The sequence below is a fragment of the Amycolatopsis sp. M39 genome, from assembly GCF_001651785.1.
Classification (GTDB): Bacteria; Actinomycetota; Actinomycetes; order Mycobacteriales; family Pseudonocardiaceae; genus Amycolatopsis; species Amycolatopsis rubida.
Genome location: NZ_LWSF01000003.1, coordinates 182678 through 206372 on the forward strand (window position 1 = coordinate 182678; position 23695 = coordinate 206372).

Consider the following 23695-nt stretch of genomic DNA (forward strand, 5'->3'; position numbering starts at 1 on the left):
ATCGGAGGTTCCGCGATGACCGAATTGGCCGACCTGACCGCTAACGAGCTGGTAGCCGGGTACCGCGCGCAGACGTTCTCGCCCGTCGAAGTCACCGAAGCCGTCCTCGCCCGCATCGATGCCCGCGAACCCGAACTGCGTGCTCTGTACGCGTACAACGCCGCTTCAGCCCGCGAAGCAGCGAAAGCGTCCGAAGCACGCTGGCACGCCGGTGAGCCTTCCGGTCCCATCGATGGTGTCCCTCTGACGCTGAAGGAAAACATCGCCTCCGTCGGCGTCCCCACGCCCCTGGGCACCGCCGCAACCTCTCTAACGCCCGCTGCGGCCGACGCCCCCGCCGCGGCGCGCGTACGCGAGTCAGGCGCAGTGCTGCTGGCGAAGACGACCATGCCCGACTACGGCATGCTCACCTCGGGTCTTTCGAGCTTCCACGCCGCTTCGCGCAACCCGTGGGACGTCACACGCACCCCCGGCGGCTCCAGCGCCGGTGCCGCCTCCGCAGCCGCCGCGGGCTACGGCCCCCTGCACGTAGGCACCGACATCGGCGGCTCCATCCGCCTCCCCGCCGGTTGGTGCGGCTTGGTCGGCCTGAAACCCAGCTTCGGCCGCGTCCCGGTCGATCCGCCCTTCCTCGGCCGCGTCGCCGGACCCCTGACCAGGACCGTCGCCGACACCGCCCTGCTGATGAGCGTCCTGGCCCAACCCGACGCGCGGGACCACCTCAGCCTGCCGCCCGCTTCCATCGACTGGCTTTCCCTGGCTGGTTCCCTGTCCGGCCTACGCGTCGGCCTGCACCTCGACCCCGGTGTCGGCCTCCCCGTCACCCCGTCTGTCGCCGACGCGGTCACCGCTGCCGCCGATTTGTTCGCCTCCGCCGGTGCGATCGTGGAACCCATCGCGTCGTTCCTGACCCGCGAACACCTGAACGGCTTGGACACCTTCTGGCGAGTCCGCGCCTGGTCGGACATGGCTGCACTGTCGGAAGAGCAGCGTGCGCGAGTCCTGCCGTACATCGCGGAATGGGCCGCTGGGGGAGCGGATGCGTCCGGTGTCGACACCTACCGCGGTTTCGCTGCCATCGACGCGATCAGCGTGGCAGCGCTGGGCGCGACGGAACCGTACGACGTTGTGCTGTCACCGACCTGCCCCGTCCTGCCGCCGCCCGCCGACTGGCCGTCCCCGACGAACGACCCGGCGCGGCCGTTCGAGCACATCGCGTTCACCGTGCCGTACAACATGTCCGGCCAGCCCGCGGTGTCGGTGAACTGCGGCTATACGCCGGAGGGGTTGCCGATCGGGTTGCAGATCGCAGGACGCCGGTTCGCGGATCTGGAGGTGCTCCAGGTCGCGGCGGCCTACGAGGAGCTGCGCGGGCAGCAGCGTCCTTGGCCGGTCAGCTGAGCGGGTTTCCGCTCAGCACGGCCAGTTCGTCGGCGATCTCGCCGACTTCGGCTTGCAGCTCGGCGAGTTCCGAACGGCACTGAGCTTGCAACGACCAGGCAAGTTCGTGGTCACGCCTGCCGATTCCCGGCGGCCGAACGTCGTGATGGTCATCGAGCCGGGTGTGCCAATAGGTCAGGAAAGCCGGGAGAATCTCGTTCTGAAGACGGGGGAGCAGAGTCTGCAAACCCGGTCGAACTGAAGTGGAAGGGCGGAGCGCGTCCTGGTTGATCCCGCCGGCGATCTGCCGGAGGCTGCCGACCAGTGCGTGGAGCGAGCTGAGTGCGTTGCGCAGCAGACCTTCGTCGTCCGGCAGTTTGCGCAACGCGACGCGGCTGTTCAACTCGTTGAGGATCTGATGCGCGGCCCGCCGTTCCGCTTCGTCGATCTCCGAGCGCGGGCGAGAGAGGACAATGTGCCGTGGCCGGGCGTGGTTTTTGAGGAGCGCGATGGTCGCCTGCCGCACCTGCTCGGCTCGCGCCGGCCGAGGGTCCCGGCCTCTCAGCACGATCTGGAAGGCGGGCGGCAGCGTGAACTCGCCGAGCCCGCCGACGACGACTCCCGCGGCGAGCAACGCGGTGAACTCAGCGTCGAGGTCGGTGCTGATGCGCGCTTCCGTCAGAATCTCCGCGACTGCGTCCCGCGTCAGCGACGCGGGAGCGGCAGCGGCGAGCACTCGGGCGAGGTGCCACCCGCCTTCCACTGCCGGAAGGAGCCGTTCGGCCAACGGATCGAGCAACGGGGACTGGCGGTGCAGGCGATCGAGCACCGTCTCGGCGCTCTCGAAGAACTGTTCGGAGAGGCGTCGCGCCAGCCCGGTGCTGCCCTCCGCGGCGGACCGGAGTTCGGCAGCCAGATCCAGTTCGTCCTCGCGCAGATCGGTCAGCTCGACGGCAGTGCCCAGTTTCGCCAGCCGCGGGTCCCGGGTGAGCAGCAAGACCGAGACACCGGCGGGAAGCGGCTCCGGCGGAGCGCTGACGTCGTCGAGCACCACCAGATCGCCAGCGGTGGCCGCGGCCGAGTACCCGGCGAAAACCGCGTGATAAGCCTGGCCGAACTGCCGGACGTAGGCCTGGGCCAGGGTGGTCTTGCCGATGTCGACCAAGCCGTGCACCACGGCCGTCCCACCGCCGCGCAGGATCGAGTGGACCTCCCAGAGTTCCTTCCACCGGCCGGCGAACTTCGCCGGCGCGGACCAGCCGAGCGCCGTGCTCGCCCGTCCGATCGGGCGCGCAGCGGCCGAGACCCGCTGCCGCACCGCGTCGACGAGGGCGGTCAGCGCCGCTTTGGTCGCGGGATGCCCCGGCAGCAGGACGTCGAGCAGTTCCCGAGGCGCCAGGTGCCCGGTGCCCGTTTCGGGGTTCACCACCAGTACCTGCTCGGGGTCGGCCAGGTAGGCGGTGGTGAACTCTTCCTGGCAGGCGCGCCGCGATCCGTAGCTCCGGCTGTAGTAGGCGAGCAGGATCCGGGACCTGGCGAGGGCATCGCTCAGCCGCCCCGGGATGGGATCGAACGGGCGGATTTCCTCGGTGTCCAGGAACACCCGAAGCCCCACGCTCTCCAGCGCGGCCGCGATCCGCCGCACCGCCGCCGCGTCCGTGCGGTCGTAGCTGACGAACACATCCCAGTCCAGCACTCGGCCCTCCCCTCCGAGGCGGCTGCCGCCGCTGCCGCCGACACCTAGAATGCCGAACATGAGTGTGTCCGAGCGACCTGAGAAGTCCCTGGCCTGGAATTTGCACGTCGAACTGGCCAGCCGGATCTCCGCGGTCCGCCTCGGCCCGGACGAGGGACTGCTGTCGGAGGCGCTCAGCAGCCTCTACCAGGTGTTCACCGAGGCGCGCCGGGCACTGGCCGAGCATCCGCCGGAGCGGTCGCTGACGTCGGACTCCTTGCACCAGGTGGTGTTCCGGCTGCTCAATGACGGATTGCGCCCGTTCCTGGCCAAATGGCATCCCCTCCTCGACGCCCACCTCGAGCGCCGCCCGTCGCGGGCGTCCCAGTTCGAGCACGAGCGGGCGTGGGACCAGGCCGGGCAGCTGCGTGCCGAGCTGGCCGAGCTGCAGGTACTCCTGCGCGACGCGACTGAACGGCTCGCCGAACTCGCCGGCGCGGGCTCGCTCCTGATGGCGGTGCGCTGATGGGAAGGCGAAGCAGGCAGTTCCGGCCGCGCGAGGTCGGGGTGAAACTGAAGCTGCCGTTCGTCGGCGAGATCAGCGGATCCTGGACGCCGCAGCAGGCGGAAGCGAAGGCGGCGTGGGAGCTGTATGCCGAACTGGCGACCCGGATCTCAGTCGTCAAACTCCGCCGCGACGAAGGTCTCGCGCGGGAAGCGCTGAGCAGCCTCTACACCCTGTTCGGCACCACCCGGGAGATCCTGCGCAAATACGGCCCGGAAGTGTCGCCGCGGGGCAGCGCGGACGCGATCACGTTCGGAAAGCTCGCGCTGACGATGCTGAACGTGGCGGTACGCCCGCTGCTGGCGCGCTGGCACCCGCGTCTCGGCGCGTGGGAAGCCACGCGAGCGAACGGCGTGGCACCGGTCGACCACGAGAACGAATGGGAACACGTCGAGGAACTGCGCGCGGAAATCGAATCCGTGCGGGTCGCGCTCCTGCAGGTCGCCGAACTGCTGGCGGAGGTCTCTGGAGCCGCCCCGTTGACTCCGGACTCCCGGCTCTTGGGCGACCTCGGAAAACAACGGGGGGGGGGTAGTTGCCTGACGGTCCCGCCAGGGGCCGTTGACCGGCCGGTTCACTCCGCCCCGATCGCCTCCGCCAACGCCAGCACCCGCCGCGCGTTCTCCACATGCAGGTTCTCGATCATCCGCCCATCCACCGTCACCACGCCGCGTCCCTCAGCCGAAGCCTCCTCGAACGCCGCGATGATCCGCCGCGACCGGTCGATTTCCTCCGCCGACGGCGCGAAGATCCGGTTGCACGGCTCCACCTGCGAAGGATGGATCAACGTCTTCCCGTCGAAGCCGTACTGCCGCCCCTGCGAGCATTCCGCCTCGAAGCCGTCGGCGTCCTTGACGTCGTTGTAGACCCCGTCCAGGATCACCTTCCCGGTCGCGCGTGCCGCGAGCAGGCACAGCGAAAGCCCGCTCAGCAACGGTGCACGGCCGGGCACGAATTCCGCGTGCAATTCCTTCGCCAGGTCGTTCGTGCCCATCACCAGCACGGTCAATCGTTCCGACGCTCCCGCGATCTCTTCGGCGTGCAGCATCGCGACCGGCGTCTCCACCATCGCCCAGATCTTCGTGTGCTCCGGCGCTCCGCCGAGTTCCAGCGCGCGCTCGATGTTGTGCACCTCAGCCGCTGAGTTCACCTTCGGCACCACCACGGCGGCGGGACCAGCGGCAGCGGCGGCGCGCAGGTCGGCGTCGTGCCATTCGGTGTCCAGGCCGTTGACCCGGATCGTCACTTCGCGCGAGCCGTAAGTGCCGACAGCGGCGCAGACCCGTTCCCGCGCGGCTTCCTTCGCGTCGGGGGCGACGGCGTCTTCCAAGTCCAGGATCAACGCATCCGCGGGAAGAGTTTTCGCCTTCTCCAGCGCGCGTTCGTTCGCGCCGGGCATGTACAGCACGGACCGCCGCGGGCGGAGTTCGGTCATGACTGGATCTCCTTTGTCGCGGCGTCGTACGCGGCGGCCAGTTCGGGGTCGGTGGCGGCCAGTTCGTCCGCCAGTTCCACGACCACCCGGCACTGTTTGACCGAGGCGTCGTCCTGCATCTTCCCGTCGATCATCACCGCGCCGGTTCCGTCGCCCATCTCGGCGATCACGCGACGGGCCCAGGCCACATCGGCGGGGGACGGCGAGAAGACCTTCTTCGCGATGTCGATCTGCACCGGGTGCAGGCTCCACGCGCCGACACAGCCGAGCAGGAACGCGTTGCGGAACTGGTCTTCGCACGCCACCACGTCACGGATGTCCCCGAACGGCCCGTAGTACGGAAGGATTCCGTTCATCGCGCACGCGTCGACCATCCGCGCGACCGTGTAGTGCCACAGGTCCTGCTGGTACGTCGTCCGGCCTTCGTTGAGGTCCTCGCCGACCGGGTCGGTGCGCACCAGATATCCCGGGTGACCGCCGCCGACACGGGTCGTCTTCATCCGGCGGCTCGCGGCCAGGTCGGCCGGGCCCAGCGAGATGCCCTGCATGCGGGGCGAGGCTCCGGCGATCTCTTCGACGTTCGCCACGCCGCTCGCCGTTTCCAGGATCGCGTGCACCAGCAGCGGTTCGGTCAGCCCGGCCCGCGCTTCGAGCTGCGCCAGCAACCGGTCGACGTAGTGAATGTCCTGCGCGCCTTCGACCTTCGGGATCATGATCACGTCGAGCTTGTCGCCGATCTCGGTGACCAGCGTGATCAGGTCGTCGAGCACCCACGGCGAGTCGAGGCTGTTCACCCGCGTCCACAGCTGCGTGCGGCCGAAGTCCGTCGCCTTCGCGATCGACACCAGTCCGGCGCGCGCGGCTTCCTTGCGGTCCGCGCGGACGGCGTCCTCGAGGTTGCCGAGCAAGACGTCGGTCTTCTTCGCGAGGTCGGGGACCTTCGCGGCCATCTTTTCGTTGCCCGGATCGAAAAAGTGGATCATGCGCGAGGGCCGCACCGGGATCTGCCGCGGCGGCTGCGGCGCTCCGACGGCGAGCGGGGCGAAGAAGTCCTTCGGCGAGCGCATCCTGGTCCTCCCGGCGGGTACTTGACCGACGGGTAACCCTAAACCGGCGACGCGAACCCTCGCTGCGGCGAAGCTCACCCGCCATCCGGGTGACGTCCGTGACCAGGGGAAGTCCACTGTGGAACCGCGTTGATTAGGCCGATCGGAGTAAGACGCTGCGCTGCTTGCCCTGCCCCGCACGAGGCGGTGCGACACCCAGGGGGAGCGCTCCGTGCGCACCACTCACCCCCGTCTCACTCGGTTGGCCGCACGGTCGGGCTGAAGTCGAACGACCGCCTACCGACCGGTCACCGACCGCTGAGCGCCGCCGATCGCACGCGGCGGGGCAACCCGGAGACCTCGCGTCTTTGCCCTGGTACTCAGTTCATGTACCGGTTTTCGCCGGTATGCAGGAACAGGTGCTTGAAGGAGGCGGACTCGTGGCGGCTACCCCACAGAACACCGAGCGCTCGACGGTCGCCGGCGGTGCGAAGCGCAGCCGGACGACAGCGAGCCGGGTGCTGCCGCCGATCGAGCTCCCCGCGAGCGTCGACGAGCTGGCGCGCAAGGCCGCGGCCCTGCTGGGCTGGAACGGTGTGGTGCTGCCCGCGACGACCCTGCTCGGCCGCAAGGTCAGCATCGTCGCGAAGCTCAAGACCGACGTGCACGCGGAGCGGATCGCGATGGGTGTCGGTCCCGTCGCCGATCGCGCCCTCGTCGACACCTGGACCTGGCCAGAGCTGGCCGCGACCGCACCCGCGCCGGCCGCCGAGATCATCGGCGTCCTCGCGGTCGCCCGGCACTGGCGGACCGCGATGGCCTCCGCGGTGCCCTTTTCACGCTACGGCGAGGCCGCGATGGTGCTCCCATCGCCTGCCGTGCTGACCGATGACTACGTGACGAACTGCCTGCCGCGCGCCCGCGCCTACGGGCTCGCGGTCGTCGCCGCCGACCCGTACGCCACCACGGACCTCGACCTCGACACCCACCACGACCGGGTGCTGCTGCAGGAGGACCCGGTTTCGCGCTGGGTCAACGAGATGGCCTACGACCTGTTGCTGCGCGAGGACTCCGACGCCCCCGTTCCCGCCGAGGTGGACTGACCCGCCAGCGCCGGGCCGCGCGCGGCGATAGAGTCGGGTTTATGCGAGTCGTCATTGCTGGCGGACACGGCCAGATCGCCCTGCACCTGGAAAAGCTGCTCGCGCAGCGGCACGACGCGCCGGTCGGCATCGTGCGCAACCCCGAGCACGAAGCGGACCTCATCGCCGTCGGCGCCGAGACCGTCGTGCTCGACCTCGAAAAGTCCGATGTGGACGCTGTCGCCAAAGTGCTTGAGGGCGCGGACGCCGCGGTGTTCTCCGCCGGCGCGGGCCCGGGCAGCGGCGAGAGCCGCAAAGACACCGTCGACCGCGGCGCGGCAGTGCTGTTCGCCGACGCCGCGCAGCGGGCGGGCGTCCGCCGGTTCATCCAGGTCGGCTCGATGGGCGCGGACCACCCGGACGCCCCCGGCCTCGACCCGGTTTTCGCCGCCTACCTGCGGGCCAAGCGCGCCGCCGAGGACGACCTCAAGGCCCGCGACCTCGACTGGACCATCCTGCGTCCCGGCCGCCTGACCAACGATTCCGGCACCGGACAGGTCAAGCTCGCGGAGAAGACCGGCCGCGCGGAGATCCCGCGCGAGGACGTCGCCGCGGTGCTGCTGGCCCTGCTCGACACCCCGGCGACCGCCCGGCGCACGCTGGAGCTGATCTCCGGCGAGGATTCCATCGCTGACGCCGTGTCCCGGATCTGATGCGCGATATCGCGGTTTTCAGCGGCAGCGCGCACCCCGAGCTTGCCGAAGAAATCTGCGCCAACCTGGGCGTTCCACTGCTTCCGGTGGAGATCGACCGGTTCGCCAACGACTGTCTCCAGGTCCAGCTCCAGGCCAACTGCCGCGAGCGGGACGTCTTCCTGATCCAGCCGCTGGTCAAACCGGTGCAGGAACACCTGGTCGAACTACTGCTGATGCTCGACGCGGCGCGCGGCGCCTCGGCCGCGCGCACCACCGTCGTGATGCCGCACTATTCGTACGCGCGTTCGGACAAAAAGGACGCGCCGCGGATCTCCATCGGCGGGAGGCTGGTCGCGGACCTGATGGTCACCGCGGGCGCGAACCGCGTGCTCACCATGACGCTGCACTCGCCGCAGGTGCACGGGTTCTTCAGTGTGCCGGTCGACCATCTGCACGCGTTGCACGAGCTGGCGCGGTACTTCCGGCAGTACGACCTCTCGGAGACCACGGTCGTGTCGCCGGATTTGGGCAACGCCAAGGAAGCCGCGCATTTCGCCCGGCTGCTCGGCGCGAAGGTCGCGGCAGGCGCGAAACAGCGGTTCGCCGACGACCGGGTCGAGATCACGTCGGTGATCGGCGAGATCGCCGGACGCGACATCATCGTGCTGGACGACGAGATCGCCCGCGGCAGCACCGTGCTGGAACTGCTGGACCGGCTGCGGGAGCTGGGCGCGCGGACGATCCGGGTGGCCTGCACGCACGGGCTGTTCGCCGACGGCGCGCTCAAGCGGATCGGCAGCCAGGAGGACGTCCTGGAGATCGTCTGCACGAACACTGTGCCGGTGCCCGCCGAGGAACGTACGGAAAAGCTGCGGATCCTGTCCATCGCCCCGGCACTGGCCGAGGCGATGCGGCGAATCCACAACGGAGAGTCGGTCAGCTCGCTGTTCGAGCCGAACTGATCACGCGCTGCCGAGTACCCGGTCGAGGTACGTGTTCGCGAACGTCCCGGCCGGATCGCACTCCTTGCGGATCCGCAGGAAATCGTCGAAGTGCGGGTAGCGGGTGCGCAGCACGGACGCGTCGAGGTCGTGCATTTTGCCCCAGTGCGGCCGTCCGCCGACCTGGCCCGCGATGGCCTCGAACGCGGCGAAGTACTCGCGGTAGGGCATGCCGAGGAACTGGTGGATCGCGATGTACGCGGAGTCGCGGCCGTTCGCGGTGGACAGCCAGATGTCGTCCGCCGCGGCCACCCGCACCTCGACCGGGAACGCCACCGGATTCCGCAGCCGCGGCACCACTGTCCGCAGTTCGGCCAGCACGTCGAGCACCGATTCGCGCGGGACCGCGTACTCCGACTCCACGAACCGCACGCCGCGATGGGTCACGAAAACGCGATGCGAAAGATCGCTGTACTCACGCGGCGACGACACCTGCGACGCGAACGCGCCGAGCGGCCGCACCAGTTTCGGCACCGCGCGACCGAGCCGGCAAAGCCCGCCGAACGCGATGTTCTCGGTGAGTTCGTAGTCCACGAACTGCTTCAGGCGCGACAATGGTTTCCGCTCGGCGTGCACCGGCAGCCGGTTGTTGCGCTTCACCAAGGCCTTGCTGCCGTAGGGGAACCAGTAGAACTCGAAGTGGTCGTTGTTCGCGGCGTTGTCGTCGAAGCTGTCGAGGACCTGCTCCAGCGGTTCCGGGCGTTCCTGCGCGGAGAGCACAAAGGACGGTTCACATTGGAGGGTCACGGTGCTGATCACGCCCAGCGCGCCAAGGCCGACGCGGGCGGCGTGGAACAACTCCGGACGTTCGCCGGCCGAGCAGCGGACCACCGAACCGTCGGCGAGCACCAGTTCCAGCGCGACGATCTGCGTCGAGATTCCGCCGAACCGCGCGCCGGTGCCGTGCGTGCCGGTGGAAATCGCGCCGGCGATGGTCTGTGCGTCGATGTCGCCGAGGTTCGTCATGGCGAGCCCGAGCGCGTCGAGGGCGGCGTTGAGGGTGCGGAGAGTGGTGCCGGAACGGACCGTGACCTGCTGCGTTTCCAGGTCGGCGCGTTCGATGCCGGTGCACGCGGTGAGGTCGAGCGCGTCGGAATCGGCGGCGGCGATCGCGGTGAACGAATGCCCGCTGCCGAGCGCGCGGACGCGGTGTCCTGCTTCGGCGACCCCGGCCACGACCTCGGCGATCTCGGCCGTGCTGCGCGGCCGGTGCACCCGTTGCGGGGTGGCCTTGGCCGTTCCGGCCCAGTTGCTCCACGTCATTGCGGCACCTGTTCTTCGCTGGAAGGTTCCCACGATAGATGCCGGAACCGTAAGTGAATAGTATTCGCGTTTCAAGCGTTGTTGTCGTACCGTAAGTGGCGTGACCACCTCAGCGCACGGGTACGACCTCGCGACGAAGGACCTGGATCCGCCGCTCGCGATCGTCGACCTGGACGCCTTCGACGCCAACACCGACGACCTGCTGCGCCGGGCCGCGGGCAAGCCGATCCGGGTGGTCAGCAAGTCCGTGCGCTGCCGTGCGCTGCTGGAGCGAGCGCTCGCGCGAGACGGCTTCGAAGGCTTGATGTGCTACTCGCTCGCCGAGGCCGTTTGGCACGCTGAGCTGGGCACTTCCGACGACATCGTGGTCGCGTACCCGACCGCGGACCACGAAGCGCTCCGTCGGCTGGCGGCGAGCGAACGCGCTCGCGCGGCGGTCACGATCATGGTCGATTCGACCGAGCACCTCGACCTGGTCGACGCCGCGCTCGGCCACGGCCATCCGGACATTCGCGTGTGTCTCGAACTCGACGCGTCCTGGCGTCCGTTGCCCGGCGTGCACGTCGGCACGCGCCGCTCGCCGGTGTTCACGCCGGGGCAAGCGGTGACGGTAGCCCGCCGGATCGTGACGCGGCCGGGTTTTCAGCTGGTCGGGATGATGGCGTACGAAGGCCAGATCGCCGGACTCGGCGACGCCGCCGGAAAAGGCCTGCAAAACCGGGTGATCGGCTGGATGCAACGCCGTTCCGCGGCTGAACTCGCCCGGCGCCGAGGGGCGGCGGTGCGGGCCGTGCGCGAGGTCGCTGACCTGGAGTTCGTCAACGGCGGAGGCACCGGAAGCATCGAGACCACCGGCGCGGAGGACGTGGTCACCGAGATCGCCGCCGGTTCCGGATTCCTCGCCCCGACGCTGTTCGACGGCTACTCGCACTTCCAGCCGCGCCCGGCCGCGTTGTTCGCGCTNTTCGCGCTGCCGGTGGTGCGCCGCCCGGCGAAGAACGTCGCGACGCTGTACTCCGGCGGATACATCGCCTCCGGACCGACCGGTCCCTCGCGCGAACCGTCGCCGTACCTGCCGGAAGGCTTGCGCCTGCTGGGTTTCGAAGGCGCTGGCGAGGTGCAGACCCCGGTGACCGGCGAGGCCGCGCGCACGCTGCGGCTCGGCGATCGCGTCTGGCTGCGGCACGCGAAAGCCGGGGAACTGGCCGAACGGTTCCTGGCCTACCACCTCGTCCGCGGCAGCCAGGTGGAGCGAACCGTCCCGACTTACCGCGGCGAAGGCCAAAACTTCGGCTGAGCGCTCAGTCACCGAATTTGCTGGCCAGATAACCCTTCACCACGTGCTTGGCCTCGGCGACGATCCGCTCGTCCCCGTTCGGGTCGCGGCGGAAGGCGAGTTTCAGCAGCGCGTCCGCCGTTTCGTTGGCGATCGCGATGGCGAACCGGAGTTCGTCGGCGGGCCGGTCGACGTGCCCGCGCAGGATTTCGACCAGCGAATCCGCGATGACCGAGTTGTTGTCGCGGTCGTCGGCCAGCAGCCGGACGTCGATGACGTCGCCGAAGTGGACTTTGGAGAACCCCGGCACCTCCCGGTGCATCCGCAGGTAGATGTCGAGCACCGAGTCGACGATGTTCCACCAGTGCTCGGGGCTCAGCTGCTGCAGCCGCTCGTTCACCGCGGCCACGAACCGTTCCAGGTTCCGCTGCGTCAGCGCCTGCACGACCGCGCGTTTGTCCGGGAAGAACTGGTACAGCGACCCGACCGCGACGCCCGCGCGTTTGGCGATCAGCGTGGTGGTGAGCGCGTCGTAGCCCAGCTCGTCGATGAGCACGGCGCTCGCGTCCAGCATCTGTTCCACCCGCCGGGCACTGCGTTGCTGAACCGGCTTTCGCCGCAGCGGTGTGGGTTCAGCCTGGGTCTCGGCCACGTCGTTCCTCGGAGTCTCTCGCGATTCACTCATCTGATCTGGGACTTTAGCGCCCCGCAGGGCTTCCCCCGAGACGAGTGACGACCTAACATATGAGAACTTTTCACGTTCACCTGCGAGGGTGTCCGCAAGCAAGGGGTGCTCAGCGTGGACCATCCGACCTTCCCGCCCGACTTCCTGTGGGGTGTCTCGACCTCGGCGTTCCAGATCGAGGGGGCGACGGCCGAGGGCGGTCGCGGACCGTCCATCTGGGACACGTTCACCGCCACCGAAGGCAAGATCGCCCGGGGCGAGGACGCCAAGGTAGCGGCCGATCACTACCACCGCTACTCCGAGGACATCGCGCTGATGGCGGAACTCGGCGTCGGCGCCTACCGGCTGTCGATCGCGTGGCCGCGGATCCAGCCGGACGGTTCCGGCAAACCGAACGCGGAGGGACTTTCCTTCTACGACAAGCTGATCGACGAGGTCTGCGCGGCCGGAATCGCCCCGGCGATCACGCTGTACCACTGGGACACGCCGCAGGCGATCGAGGACGCGGGCGGCTGGCGCTCCCGAGACACCGCCTTTCGCTTCGCCGAGTACGCCACGATCGTGGGGGAGCATTTCGCCGATCGGGCGAAACTCTGGATCCCGCTCAACGAGCCGATGGTCATGTCGATCTACGGCTACGGCATCGGCGAGTACGCGCCCGGCGAGTTCCTCCTGCTCGACGCGCTTCCCACGGCACATCACCAGAATCTCGCGCACGGCCTGGCCGTGCAGGCGCTGCGCGCGGCGGGCGCGACCGGCATCGGCACCGCGAACAACCACTCGCCGATCTGGCCGGACCACGACACGCCCGCCGACCGCGCGGCCGCCGACTGGCTCGACGCGCTGATCAACCGCACCTTCGCCGACCCGATGCTGCTCGGCAGCTATCCCGGGCAGGTGCACCCGCACCTGCCGGAGAACTTCGCCGACGATCTCGCCACGATCGCGCAGCCGCTCGATTTCTACGGCGTCAACTACTACGAACCCCAAGGCGCGACGGCTCCCGGCGAGGGCAACCCGCTGCCGTTCGAACTGCGCCCGATCGAGGGTTATCCGATGACCACCAACGATTCGCCGATCGTCCCGCAGGCGTTGCGCGAACTGCTGGTGTCCTTCCACGAGCGCTACCGCGAGCGGCTGCCGCCGGTGCAGATCACCGAGAACGGCTGCAGTTTCGCCGACGAACCGGCCGCCGACGGCAGCGTCCCCGACCCCGAGCGCATCGAATTCCTCGCCAGCCACCTGCAAGCGCTGCGCGAAGCGATGGATGCCGGCGTCGACGTGCGCGGATACTTCGTCTGGTCGCTGCTGGACAACTTCGAATGGTCCAAGGGCTACGCGCCGCGGTTCGGGCTCGTGCACGTGGACTACCAGACGCAGCGCCGCACGCCCAAGGATTCCTTCGCCTGGTACCGGAAGCTGGTCCGCCATGAGTGACACCGCCGCCGCTGTCCCGGACGTTTTCGCCGAGCCGGTCAACCGCGTCCGCGCCGGATGGATGACGTTGCTGTTCCTCGCGAACATCGCGCTGTGGCTGGGCGTTTACGCGCCGATCCAGGTTTTGCTGCCCCAGCAGGCCGAACTGCTCGACGCCGCGCACAAGGAAACCGTCTTCGGCATCGTGACCGGCATCGGCGCGGCCGTCGCGCTCATCGCGAATCCGGCGATCGGCCTGCTCTCGGACCGCACCTGCTCGCGGTTCGGCAGGCGGCATCCGTGGACGATCGCGGGCGGCGCGATCGGCGCGGCCGGGCTGCTGGTGCTGGCCGAGGCCCCGAACGTCGTCGTGATGACGATCGGCTGGTGTCTCGTGCAGGCCGGGCTCAACGGCATGCTCGCGACACTGATGTCCGGCATCGCCGACCGGGTTCCGGTCGGGCAGCGCGCGCAGGTCGGCGGCCTGGTCGGCATCGCGCAGATGCTCGGCACCGTGCTCGGCGCGGTGGTGGTCGTGGTGATGCTCGACCTCGCCGGACTGCCGCTCGGCTACGCGGCCTGCGCCGCGATCGTCCTCGCCGGGGCGGCGGCGTTCGTGCTGCGCACGCCGGACGCGCGGCTGCCGGTGGAGTTCCGGCCGAGCGGGCGGATCCGCGAAATCCTCGCCGACCTGTGGGTCTCGCCGCGGCGGCATCCGGACTTCGCGTGGGCGTGGGCCTGCCACTTCATGATCAACCTCGGGAACGCGTTCGGCACGCTCTACCTGCTGTTCTTCCTCAAGGACGCGGTGCACTACCCGGATCCGGACAGCGGCCTGCTGACCATGATGGGGCTGTACGGCGTGGCACTGGTGATCGGCGCGGTGCTGGCCGGGCACTTCTCGGACAAGTCCGGCAAGCGCAAGCCGTACGTCCTCGGCTCGGCGGCGATCATGGCGCTGGCCGCCTTGCTGCTGGTGATCTGGCAGAGCTGGCCGGTGGCACTGGTGGCGTCGCCGCTGCTGGGGGTCGGGTTCGGGACGTACATGGCGGTCGCGCTGGCGATGCTGACGCAGGTGCTGCCCGCGGCCCAGAACCGGGCCAAGGACCTCGGCGTGGTCAACATCGCGAACTCGCTGCCGCAGGTGGTCGCGCCGCTGCTCACGACGTTGATCCTGCACTGGCTTGGCGGGTATCCGGGGCTGTTCGCGGCGTCCGCGGTGGCGACTTTGCTGGCCGGGGTTTTGGTGACTCGGGTGCGGTCGGTGGGTTAGCGCTTGCCTTTGAGCGCGCTCACAGGCTTAGCGTCTTCGGCATGGAGAAGGAGGACGCGCTGACCGAGGCGCTGCGGCTGGCGATCGACCCGCCGGGCACAGTGTCGGTCGAAGCGCTGCGGGAACTGGCCCGGGACGCTGGTCCAGGTCGCCAGGGACAGTGCCGGGCACCGGGTTTACGACGCCGCGTCGGTGCGCCGGCTGGTGTTCCTGACGCGAATGCGCGTGTCGGGCATGTCGATCAGCGACCTGCGCCGCTACGTCGAGCTGATCGAGTCCGGCGCGGACACCGTGCCCGAACGGCGCGAAATGCTCCTGGAGCATCGCGACACGCCGCGCGGGCAGATCGCTCAGCTCCAGCTTTCCCTCGCCGCCACCGAATACAAGATCGCCACTTACCAGGAAGGCCCCCCTGCCGTGACCCAGCACGACGTCGACAGCCCGGAAAACCTCGCCCGCCGCAAGCACGGGCTCGACGTGCTGTCCCGCATCGACGGCCACCAGGGCGAAGCCGTCCTCGACTCCCTCGCCGACATCAACCCCGCCCTCGGACACCACGTGGCCGCGTTCGCCTTCGGCGACATGTACGACCGGCCCGGCCTCGACCCGCGCAGTCGTCAGCTCGTCACCCTCGGCGTGCTGACCGCGCTCGGCGGCTGCGAACCGCAGCTCAAGGTGCACATCGGCGCGGCGCTGAACGTCGGGCTCAGCCGCGAGGAAATCACCGAGGCGCTGATGCACTCCGCGGTCTACGCGGGATTTCCGCGAGCGCTGAACGCCACCTTCGCCGCGCGCGAGGTGTTCGCCGCTCGCGACGCGGAGGCAGCCGCCTGACGTCCGCGGCACCCGGTGCGGACCGCACCGGGCTTCCGGTGCTCACCCGCCCCGGTTCTTCTTCGCGTCGTCCTGCATCTGCTTGGCCCGGGCAGCGTGTTCGTCCGCGGCCTTCTGGATGTCTTCCTTGCTGGGCTCGCCGACCTCGTCCAGGTACTTCTTCTTTTCGGGGTCGCTCCACTCCTTCGGGTCGTACTTCCCGTTTTCGAGGTCGTTCCAGTCCTTCTGGGTCGGCCCGACGCCCTGCTCGTTCCGGTTGCCCCATTCGGTGCGCATCTGGTTTCCGTCGAGCGGCTTGTCCGGGCGTTTCCAGTCCGGATGCGAGTCCTTGTTGACGTCGATCGGGTTGCCCTTGTCGTCGAACCGGTGCGGGTTGCCGTCCGGGGCCTTGTTGTACTCGTCGATCGTGGGATGCCGCCCGGACGGCGAGGGCAGCTCGTGGAACCGTTTGATGATGTCGTCGACGTCTTTTTCGGTGTAATTCTTCGGGTTTTCCTTGAGATCGGTGAATTCGTTGAAGGACTTGTGCCACTTCTCGAATTCTTCCTTCTTGCCGCCGGGCCAGTCGAAGTCCGCGCTGTCGCCGATGTCCCGGGTGGCCCGGTTCATCTCCTTGGGATCGGTGATGCGGTCCGCCTGCTGGCCGATCGGCCGCCAGTTCTTGTCGAGATCCGGGTGGTCCTTGTGCTTGTAGCCGCCGCTCTTGTCCATCGAGTCGCTCGGCCACTTCGGGTTCTCGGTCTTGATGTTGTCGTTCTTGCCGACCTTGAGCTTGCCCGCGATCCCGTCCTCGATGTTGCCGATCCGGGTCGAGACGCCGCCGATCCCGGCGTTGGTGTGCTGCGGGCCGAGCGGCAGGTTCTTCGGCTGGTTGTGCAGCTTCGGCAGTTCGTCCTCGCCGTATTTCTTGGTCAGCGCGCTTTGTTTCTCGACCGGCTGTTCGTGCACCCAGTTCTTCAGCCCGTCCCGCATTTTCTGGAACGAGATGATGTGCCGCTGCGCGACATCGCTGCCGGCCTTGTGGAACGGATCGTTCTTGTCGCCGGTCTGCTTGGTGCGCGCGTTCTTGGCGTCCTGGTTCCACGCCATCCGGTCCCAGACGTCCGGCTCCTTCTTTTTCTTCGCGCTTCCCTTGCCGCCGGAGCCGCTGGAGCCGTCGTCGTTGTCGTCGCGCTTGCGCTTGCCTTTGCCCTTGCCTGCAGAGGAAGAACTGGTGCTCCCGCCGCCGTTGTCGGCGTTGTGCTTGGCCGTGGAGTCCGCGGGCGGCGGGTCCGTGGCCTTGCCCTTGCCTTTGCCGCAGCCTTCGAGGCCGAGCGGGTCGTAGGCGGCGAACGGGTCGGGGACGTAGGCGACCGGGTTCGGCCCGCCCTCCAGCCCGAGCGGATCCTGGCTGAGATAGCGCGCGGCGGCCGGGTCGTAGTAGCGGAAAACGTTGTAGTGCAGGCCGGATTCGGCGTCCGCGTACTGGCCGGGGAACTGCAGCGGGATGCCGCCGGGCCGCACCCGGCCCCACAGCGAACGGCGCGCGCTCCAGGCGAGGCCGCCGTGCTCGTCGATCAGGTCGGTCGGCGTGCCGATGGCGTCGGTGACGACAGACGCGAACCGGTCGCCGCCGGGGCCTCGTTCGAGCTGGGTGACCGGTTCGTCGCTGCCCGGCCTGCGTTCCCAGGTGGTCGTCCGGCGCACTCCGGCGGAGTCGGTGTGCTCCTGTTCGATGAGCACGAAGCCGTCCCACACGAACCGGGTCGATTCGGCGACGGAACCGTCGGCCAGCAGCCGCTCCTTGGCGATCCGGCGGCCGAGCGGGTCGTAGCGGTAGCGCCACTGCGCGCCGTCCGGCGTGCGCAGGCCGGTGAGCAGATCGCCGGTCCAGGCGTACTCCCACACCCGCACGCCGCCCGGATGCACCTCGCGGTGGCGGATCCGGCGGCCGAGGGAGTCGTAGTCCGAGGACAGGCCCGAGCTGCCCGACCAGGCGGTCAGCTCACCGGCCGGGTTGTAGCGCAGTTCCTCCCTGCCTGCCGGGGAGGCCACCGTGACCACGCGTCCGGCCGGGTCCCGGGTGAAGGCGGTCTTCCCGGCAAGGCTGTCCTGCACCGCGGCGAGGCTGCCGTCCGCGTAGTAATCGAGACCGCGCCGCCGCACCGGCGTTGTGCCACGGGAAACCTGCTGTGCGGTGACCAGCCCGCGCGGGCCGAACGCCTGCTGCAGGGTGCTGATCCCGTCGGTGTCGCGGGCGAGCACGCGGCCCTCGTCGTCCAGCCGGTAGCGCACGGTGTGTCCCGCCGTGGTCAGCGAGACCGGCCGGTCTTCCTCGTCGAAGGTCCACACGCTCTCCGCTCCCGAAGGCGTCCGGCGGCGGATCGCCTGGCCCCGCTCGTCGTAGGAGAAGTGCACCTCGACGCCGTCGATCGCCTCGCGGACGACCCGGCCGTACAGATCGCGGTCGAACTCCACCACCGAGTCCGCGGATTCCACCCGCACGACGTTGCCGACCGGGTCGTAGGCGTAGCGCACGGTGCGGTGCGGAGCGCGGATCTCGACCCGGTTGCCGAGCAGGTCGTAGATGTTCTCGGTGACCGAACCGTCCGGCTCGGTCACGGCGACAGTCTGTCCGGCCGCGTCGTAGGCGTAGGTCCGGGTCCGGCCGTCGAAATCGGTCTGCGCGACCAGCCTGCCGAGCGGGTCGTAGGTGTAGGTCCAGGTGCGGTTCAGCGGATCGGTCACCGACGTCAGCCGCAGTTCGGTGTCGTAGGTGTAGCTGGTGCGCGCGCCCGAGGGGTCCACGACCGCGGTCACCACGTCGAACGGGCCGTATTCGCGCCGGGTCGTCCGGCCGAGTTCGTCAACGTGCTCGATCTCGTTGCCTTCGCGGTCGTACCGCCACATCGCCCGCTCGCGGCGCACTCCGACGCGTGAAGCCGGTTTTCCGTCGACCGTCCAGCCCAGTTGCGTCCGCCCGCCGCCGACCTCGGGCGCCGAACGCGGCCTGCCGAATTGGTCCAGTTCCGCGGCAGGATCGCCGTCCTCGGGCTCGCTCGCGAAGAGGGCGGGCAACTCGAGCGCGGNCGGGCTGGTCGTACCGGCGCTGCCAGCTCCGGCCGTTGCCGTGCACTGTGATCGAGGCCAGCTCGGTGCCGTCGTGTTCCAGTTCGGCGAGGCTGCCGTCGGGACGGGCGATGGTGAGCGGCGTGCCGTCGTCGGCGTAGGTGTACTCAGTGACCCGGCCGAGCGGATCGACCCGGCGGAGCAGATTGCCGTAGCGATCCCATTCCGACAGCGTCACGTTGCCCAGCGGATCGGTCTCCCGGACCGGCCTGCCCTCAAGGTTGTACTCGTACTCCGAAACGTGGCCGAGGGAATCGGTGAACCGGGTGATGCGAGCCGCGGGGAGGTACTCGAACGCGCCGTTGTAGAAGCCTTGCGCGCCTTCGGTGCGCACGCAGCGGCCTTCGGCGTCGTAGCCGTAGCGGTAGCTGACGCCGTTGCGGTCTTCCCAGCTCGTGACCCTGCCGTCGGGATCGTAGGTGTAGCGCTTCGCCGTTCCCGAGGAGTTGACGACTTCGGAGAGATGGCCCTGGTAGTTGTAGCGGTAGCCGCGCACGACGACGTCCGGAGCCGGGCCGGTGCCGATCATCCGCAGTTCGGTGATCCGGTGCCCGTCGGTGCGGAAGCCGACCTGGACCCCGCTCGAATGCGTGAGCAGCGCGGGCGCTCCGGAGTCCGCATAGGACAGTTCGGTCCACGAGCCGTCGGCGTCCTCGATCGAGCGCAGCGGCAATGTCTTGCCCGTGCCGGAAAACCGCATCGTCCGATCCGGGTGCACCTGGTCGATGGTGCAGCTGCCGTCGGCGTGTTTGGTCAGCGGCCAGCGCGCGCCCTCGATCGGCAGCACCGGGTCCTCCCCGGCGGGCATCGGGTAGTAGAGGATGACGCCTTCCGGCCCGTAGAACCGAAGATATTCCTCGCCGAACTCCAGCCGCTGGTCCACAGTGGACGTCCAGGTCGGGCCGAACCAGCGCCCGGAGCGGTAGGACGAGCGATGCGTCCGCCGCACCAGCAGCTCCGGCAGTTCGAGGTCGTAGTCCTCGACCAGCACCTCGCCGCTGGAGATGACGACCGGGTCGGTCTTGCATTCCGGCTCGGGGTCGCTCTGCTTCTTCGCACCGGACGTCTCGGTGCCGCCCGTCGGCCCGGTGTTCGACTCGTTCCCGCCGCGTTCGTTGGTTCCCGTCCCGCCGCCGGCTTCGCCGTTGCCCTGCGCCTGCTCTTTCGGAGGTTCGCGCGGGGGAGGTTCGTGGTTCCCGCCGCCCCTGGTTTCCGGCGGGCCGTCGTGCGCGCCGGAGGTGTTGGTGGACTCGTCCTTGACCGGCGGCGGTTTCTCGCCACCGCCGCCGCTCTTTTCGTTCGGAGTGTCCTTCACTCCGGAGGGCTTGGTGGAGCCACCGCCCGACTTGATCTCCTTCGGCGGGTGCGTGGCTTCCTTGCCGCCTGACTTGATGCCCTTCATCGACTTGGCGACGTCCTCGAACAGGCCGCGCGCCTTGGTGAGCAGCTTGCCGAGTTCCTTGAGCGCCTTGGTGAGGTTCTTGACCAGTTCGGCGATCTGCTTGGCGGTCTTGGCGACCAGGTTGACCACCTGCGGCACCACCCAGGTCATCCCGATGCCGAGGGTGAACAGCACCTGCAGCGCCCACGAGATCAAGTGCGCCACGACCTGGGAGATGATGTCGCGCACCAGCATCCGCACCGCGCCGACGACTTCGCCCGCGGTCTTCACCCCGCTGCCCGCGCCCTCGCAGGCCTGCGCCGCGCCTTCGAGGGTCTTGGCGACCTCCTCGGCCTGTTTGCGGTAGGCGTCGGCGGTGGCGCCCTCCCAGGACTCGATGTCCTTTTTGACCTGTGCGGCCAGATCCTGCGCGACGGAACTGACCTCTTTGGAGACGTTCTGCCACGTTTCGGAGTAGGCGTGGACCTGGTCGGGGTCCCCGGCCAGTTTGTCCAGCGCTTCCTTGAGCGGGCCGACGTGTTCGATCAGCCAGCCGACGCCCGCGGCGAGGATCGCGCCGAACGGGTCCATCACCGCGGCGAGCGCTTCCATGCCGACCCCGACCGCGCCCATCACGGTCGCCGCCCAGTCGCCGGACTCGATGCCGTCCTTCAGGCCCTTTCCGGCCTCGAGGATCGAGATGCCGGAGATCGCCGAGGTCGAGTCCTGCTTTTCGGCCACCAAAGGATTCGACATGCCCGGCCCTTCTCCACGCTCAACACCATCGTGGGCGCGCAGCCGAATTCGAACGTACGAGCCCCCAGCGCAGATTACCGACCGCTCCCGGGCGTTTGCCGTGGCGTTGCGCGGCATTACCCCGCCGGTACCCGTGCGCACCGCCGCGAACACGACAAAACCCGCCGCGGACTCCGAGGAGACGACGGCGGGTCTGGGAAGTGGAACCGCGGGCCGGTGCCGGTCGGGGGAGGGGAGTGCAACGGCACCGGCCCGCGGAGTTCTTGATCGCGACCGGCGCGTGGCGGCCGGAGCGATGATCTTCAACCTAGCGTCCGATTACTGCGTCCGCTAGGTGTTCTGCCGGACATTTTTCGATTAATCGCGTTGAAGGCTAGGGGTGGCCGAGGGTGGTCCGTCGCGCTCGGGGGGACGGACGGACCAGCCCTCGGCCGGGCGAGGATGCCGGGCGACCTGACCGGTTGGGGACGCCGGAAAGTCGCGCGCTCGCCAGTCGAACCTCGGGTGAGGTGATCCGCCCGGAAGCACCCCACCCGAGAGGTCAGGCGCTGACCGGGCGCGGCTTCACCAGCGCGTGCCTGCCGGTGGTCTCCGCGGGGGATTCGGCTCGCCGGTTCTGCCCGGGAACCGCCGGGACCGCGGCGCGGCGGCGGGCCGGGCGATGTCCGGCAGCGGACAGCGCCTGCGGGGCAAGCCCGCCCGCGACCAGGTGCTCGTGCGCTACCTGCCACACCGAGCACGGGGCCTTGCAGCGGTGCCAGCGCGTCGAGCAGGTGGGGCAGTCGCCGCGCTCGTCGGGCTCGTGCGCCTGCAGCATCGCGCGCCAGCCCTCGGCGAGCCGGGGCAGTTCGGAGCGGGCGACCGAGACCAGCGACGGGGCGTCGGCGCGTTCGGCCAGGTCGGACAGCATGTCGAGGCGCTCCCACACGGCGTTGCGGAGAACCTGACCGAGAACCTGATCCATGGGGAAACTCACCGTCACCTTTCCGCCATAGTGGCGGCTTCGTTGAGCGCGGCCCGGAGCTGGCCGAGCTGGCCGGACGTGAGGCGGGCGGTCTCCCCCGGCGGGGACACCACGACGACCTCGTCGTCCTCGACGAACACCGTGACGGCGCGCTCGCGGCTGATGAGATCTCCGCACTGCACGCGCCACACGACCTGGCCGCCCTCGAAATGCCGCACGCCCGCGGTGCGCGGGTCGGCGGACACCGAAGCGGCGACAGCGGAAGCGACAGTAGGCGGCACCGGACGTGCCGTGGTGATTCCCGGTGCGGGCCGAACGGACCGCACCGCGGTCCCGGCTTGTCCTCCACCGAGCGAATCCACGAACTCCACTGTCCCTCCACGCTTTCTCGTCCCGGGCCGCTGCACCTTGCGGGATGCATCAGCGCCGGCAGATCTGTGTCGTCGGGTCCATCGCTCTCCGTGATCGCCGCGGGTGTCCGGGCGGTGACGGAGATCTGGCAACTACAGTGAAGTGAAACCGGGTGCGAGAGAAGGTCGAAACCGCGTCATAGCGGTGACCGGACCGCGTTCCACGGTAAGCGGTCACCGGAGTTCGGCCCCGCCGATCAACCCCGCTGCCCGCGCGTTTCACAAGGTTCTCGCGTGTGCTTAGGGTGCTGATCAGACGCCCAGGAGACGGTGAGGGGGCGCAATGGCAATGGATGCCAGTGCTGGCAGTGGTTCCGGAGTCGCTCATGCGGACACCCGGTCAGGCAATCCGGTTCCGGCCGACGCCTGGGAACAGCCCGAAATGCGGGAGGCGCTCGCCGCCCGCGAGGTCAGCGCCGTGTACCGGCTGTTGCGCAAACACGGAGTATCGCAGCGCCAGATCGCCGCGATGACCGGCCAGTCGCAGTCCGAGGTGTCGGAGATCCTCAAGGGTCGCCAGGTCATGGCCTACGACGTGCTCACGAGAATCGCCGACGGCCTGGGTGTCCCTCGTGGATACATGGGTCTCGCCTATGACGAGACCACGGCGATACGGGTCGTCGGCGCGTCCGACGGCCGGCAGGCTGAGGAGGACGAGTCCGTGAAGCGACGGAGGTTCCTCGCGCACGCCGCCCAGGTCACGATGGGTGCGGCGGTGTTCGGTCCGGAATCCGGCACGTGGTCGGAGGCGCCCGCGCGCACTCCCGCCCCCGGGCGCATCGGGACGACCGACGTGCGCCAGGTCGAGGCGGCGACCAGAGCGTTGCGCGCGCTCGATTACCAGTACGGCGGCGGGTTCTGCCGCGACGCGGTCGTCGCCCAGCTGTCCTGGGGACAGCAGATGCTCGACTCCAGCGCGGCCGAGCAGGTGAAGAACCGGCTGTACACCGCGATCGCCGACCTGCACAGCCTCGCCGGCTGGACGTCGTTCGACACCGGCCTGATGGACTCCGCCCGCGGCCATTTCGCGCAGGCGCTCGACCTGGCCAAACAGGGCGGCGACCACCATCTGGTGGCGAACGTGCTGTACCGGATGGGCCGCGTCTACCTGCACCAGGACGCCGCGAACGACGCGCTCAAGCTGTTCCAGCTCGGCCAGATCGCCGCGCAGGAATCCGGTTCCGAGCTGGCCGTCGCCGTGCTCTGCGCCAATGAGGCGTGGGCCTACGCGATGATGGGCAACGAGGAGCAGTCGGTGAAGCTGCTCGGCCGGTGCAAGGACGAATTCGCGCGCGCCGACCTGGCCACGGCCGAATCGTGGGTCAAGTTCTTCACCGAGACCGACGTCTACGCGATGACCGGCACCGTGCACACCGTGCTGGCGATGAAGAACCCCGAGCACACGAAGTACGCGATCCCGGCGCTGAGCCGGGCGGTTGACTCCTACACC

The 23695-nt window shown here is 69.1% G+C and carries 20 protein-coding genes; 10 read left to right on the plus strand and 10 right to left on the minus strand.

Features of this window, described 5'->3' with window-relative positions; all coding sequences use genetic code 11:
* Positions 1-15: 15 nt before the first annotated feature.
* Positions 16-1401 carry an amidase gene (locus tag A4R44_RS09655; RefSeq protein WP_067578433.1) on the plus strand — a complete coding sequence of 462 codons (1386 nt, stop codon included), beginning with the start codon at positions 16-18 and terminating at the stop codon, positions 1399-1401.
* On the opposite strand, the gene A4R44_RS09660 is transcribed toward A4R44_RS09655, so the two are convergent.
* Complete coding sequence (locus A4R44_RS09660) at positions 1394-3076, minus strand: toll/interleukin-1 receptor domain-containing protein (RefSeq protein ID WP_067578435.1); 1683 nt, start codon at positions 3074-3076, stop codon at positions 1394-1396. The genes A4R44_RS09655 and A4R44_RS09660 overlap by 8 nt on opposite strands.
* Positions 3077-3134: 58 nt before the next feature.
* On the opposite strand from A4R44_RS09660, the gene A4R44_RS09665 reads away from it, so the two are divergent.
* Positions 3135-3581, plus strand: coding sequence for a hypothetical protein (locus tag A4R44_RS09665; RefSeq protein WP_067578746.1), 447 nt, complete (start codon positions 3135-3137; stop codon positions 3579-3581).
* A 149-nt stretch (positions 3582-3730) separates the two neighbouring features.
* On the opposite strand, the gene A4R44_RS47810 is transcribed toward A4R44_RS09665, so the two are convergent.
* The 3 genes from A4R44_RS47810 to A4R44_RS09680 are packed head-to-tail and all read right to left on the minus strand — an operon-like array spanning position 3731 to position 6122.
* Positions 3731-4141, minus strand: coding sequence for a hypothetical protein (locus A4R44_RS47810; RefSeq protein ID WP_157904843.1), 411 nt, complete (start codon positions 4139-4141; stop codon positions 3731-3733).
* A 53-nt stretch (positions 4142-4194) separates the two neighbouring features.
* Positions 4195-5055 (minus strand): CoA ester lyase, encoded by an 861-nt coding sequence (locus tag A4R44_RS09675; RefSeq protein ID WP_067578439.1) that lies wholly within the window; start codon positions 5053-5055, stop codon positions 4195-4197.
* Positions 5052-6122, minus strand: coding sequence for a CoA ester lyase (locus A4R44_RS09680; protein WP_067578441.1), 1071 nt, complete (start codon positions 6120-6122; stop codon positions 5052-5054). The genes A4R44_RS09675 and A4R44_RS09680 overlap by 4 nt, the downstream gene beginning before the upstream one ends.
* Before the next feature lie 419 nt (positions 6123-6541).
* Here A4R44_RS09680 and A4R44_RS09685 point away from each other — a divergent pair, with 419 nt between their 5' ends.
* The 3 genes from A4R44_RS09685 to A4R44_RS09695 are packed head-to-tail and all read left to right on the plus strand — an operon-like array spanning position 6542 to position 8840.
* Positions 6542-7204 carry a hypothetical protein gene (locus A4R44_RS09685; RefSeq protein ID WP_067578749.1) on the plus strand — a complete coding sequence of 221 codons (663 nt, stop codon included), beginning with the start codon at positions 6542-6544 and terminating at the stop codon, positions 7202-7204.
* Between the two features lie 41 nt (positions 7205-7245).
* A complete protein-coding gene (locus A4R44_RS09690; RefSeq protein ID WP_067578443.1) occupies positions 7246-7896 on the plus strand; it encodes an SDR family oxidoreductase in 651 nt (216 codons plus the stop codon).
* Positions 7896-8840: a ribose-phosphate pyrophosphokinase gene (locus A4R44_RS09695; protein WP_067578445.1), complete on the plus strand. Its 945-nt coding sequence runs from the start codon at positions 7896-7898 to the stop codon at positions 8838-8840. The genes A4R44_RS09690 and A4R44_RS09695 overlap by 1 nt, the downstream gene beginning before the upstream one ends.
* Here the strand turns inward: A4R44_RS09695 and A4R44_RS09700 are convergent, their stop codons facing one another.
* The gene (locus A4R44_RS09700) at positions 8841-10142 is read right to left on the minus strand and encodes a D-arabinono-1,4-lactone oxidase (RefSeq protein ID WP_067578447.1); all 1302 of its coding nucleotides are present in this window, start codon (positions 10140-10142) and stop codon (positions 8841-8843) included.
* Between the two features lie 100 nt (positions 10143-10242).
* Here A4R44_RS09700 and A4R44_RS09705 point away from each other — a divergent pair, with 100 nt between their 5' ends.
* Complete coding sequence (locus A4R44_RS09705) at positions 10243-11439, plus strand: amino acid deaminase/aldolase (protein WP_067578449.1); 1197 nt, start codon at positions 10243-10245, stop codon at positions 11437-11439.
* Positions 11440-11443: 4 nt separating this feature from the next.
* On the opposite strand, the gene A4R44_RS09710 is transcribed toward A4R44_RS09705, so the two are convergent.
* Positions 11444-12103, minus strand: a complete 660-nt coding sequence (locus tag A4R44_RS09710) for a TetR/AcrR family transcriptional regulator (RefSeq protein ID WP_067578451.1) — start codon at positions 12101-12103, stop codon at positions 11444-11446.
* A gap of 114 nt (positions 12104-12217) precedes the next feature.
* Between A4R44_RS09710 and A4R44_RS09715 the strand changes: the two genes are divergently transcribed.
* The 3 genes from A4R44_RS09715 (at position 12218) to A4R44_RS50125 (ending at position 15626) form a co-directional block, all read left to right on the plus strand.
* On the plus strand, positions 12218-13540 hold the full coding sequence (locus tag A4R44_RS09715) for a GH1 family beta-glucosidase (protein ID WP_067578752.1): 1323 nt from the start codon (positions 12218-12220) through the stop codon (positions 13538-13540).
* A complete protein-coding gene (locus A4R44_RS09720) occupies positions 13533-14792 on the plus strand; it encodes an MFS transporter (RefSeq protein WP_067578453.1) in 1260 nt (419 codons plus the stop codon). The genes A4R44_RS09715 and A4R44_RS09720 overlap by 8 nt, the downstream gene beginning before the upstream one ends.
* Positions 14793-14984: 192 nt before the next feature.
* Positions 14985-15626: a carboxymuconolactone decarboxylase family protein gene (locus A4R44_RS50125; protein ID WP_232791551.1), complete on the plus strand. Its 642-nt coding sequence runs from the start codon at positions 14985-14987 to the stop codon at positions 15624-15626.
* Positions 15627-15668: 42 nt separating this feature from the next.
* Here A4R44_RS50125 and A4R44_RS52040 read toward each other — a convergent pair whose 3' ends face one another.
* The 4 genes from A4R44_RS52040 to A4R44_RS09740 form a co-directional block, all read right to left on the minus strand.
* Positions 15669-18515: an RHS repeat domain-containing protein gene (locus A4R44_RS52040; protein ID WP_304456044.1), complete on the minus strand. Its 2847-nt coding sequence runs from the start codon at positions 18513-18515 to the stop codon at positions 15669-15671.
* On the minus strand, positions 18472-20871 hold the full coding sequence (locus tag A4R44_RS50135; protein WP_232791552.1) for a DUF6531 domain-containing protein: 2400 nt from the start codon (positions 20869-20871) through the stop codon (positions 18472-18474). The genes A4R44_RS52040 and A4R44_RS50135 overlap by 44 nt, the downstream gene beginning before the upstream one ends.
* 541 nt (positions 20872-21412) lie before the next feature.
* A complete protein-coding gene (locus A4R44_RS09735) occupies positions 21413-21835 on the minus strand; it encodes a hypothetical protein (protein WP_037806884.1) in 423 nt (140 codons plus the stop codon).
* Positions 21836-21849: 14 nt separating this feature from the next.
* Complete coding sequence (locus A4R44_RS09740) at positions 21850-22206, minus strand: hypothetical protein (RefSeq protein WP_067578455.1); 357 nt, start codon at positions 22204-22206, stop codon at positions 21850-21852.
* A gap of 421 nt (positions 22207-22627) precedes the next feature.
* On the opposite strand from A4R44_RS09740, the gene A4R44_RS09745 reads away from it, so the two are divergent.
* Positions 22628-23695 (plus strand): helix-turn-helix transcriptional regulator (locus A4R44_RS09745; protein WP_232791553.1); only part of this gene is annotated, 1068 nt, incomplete at its 3' end.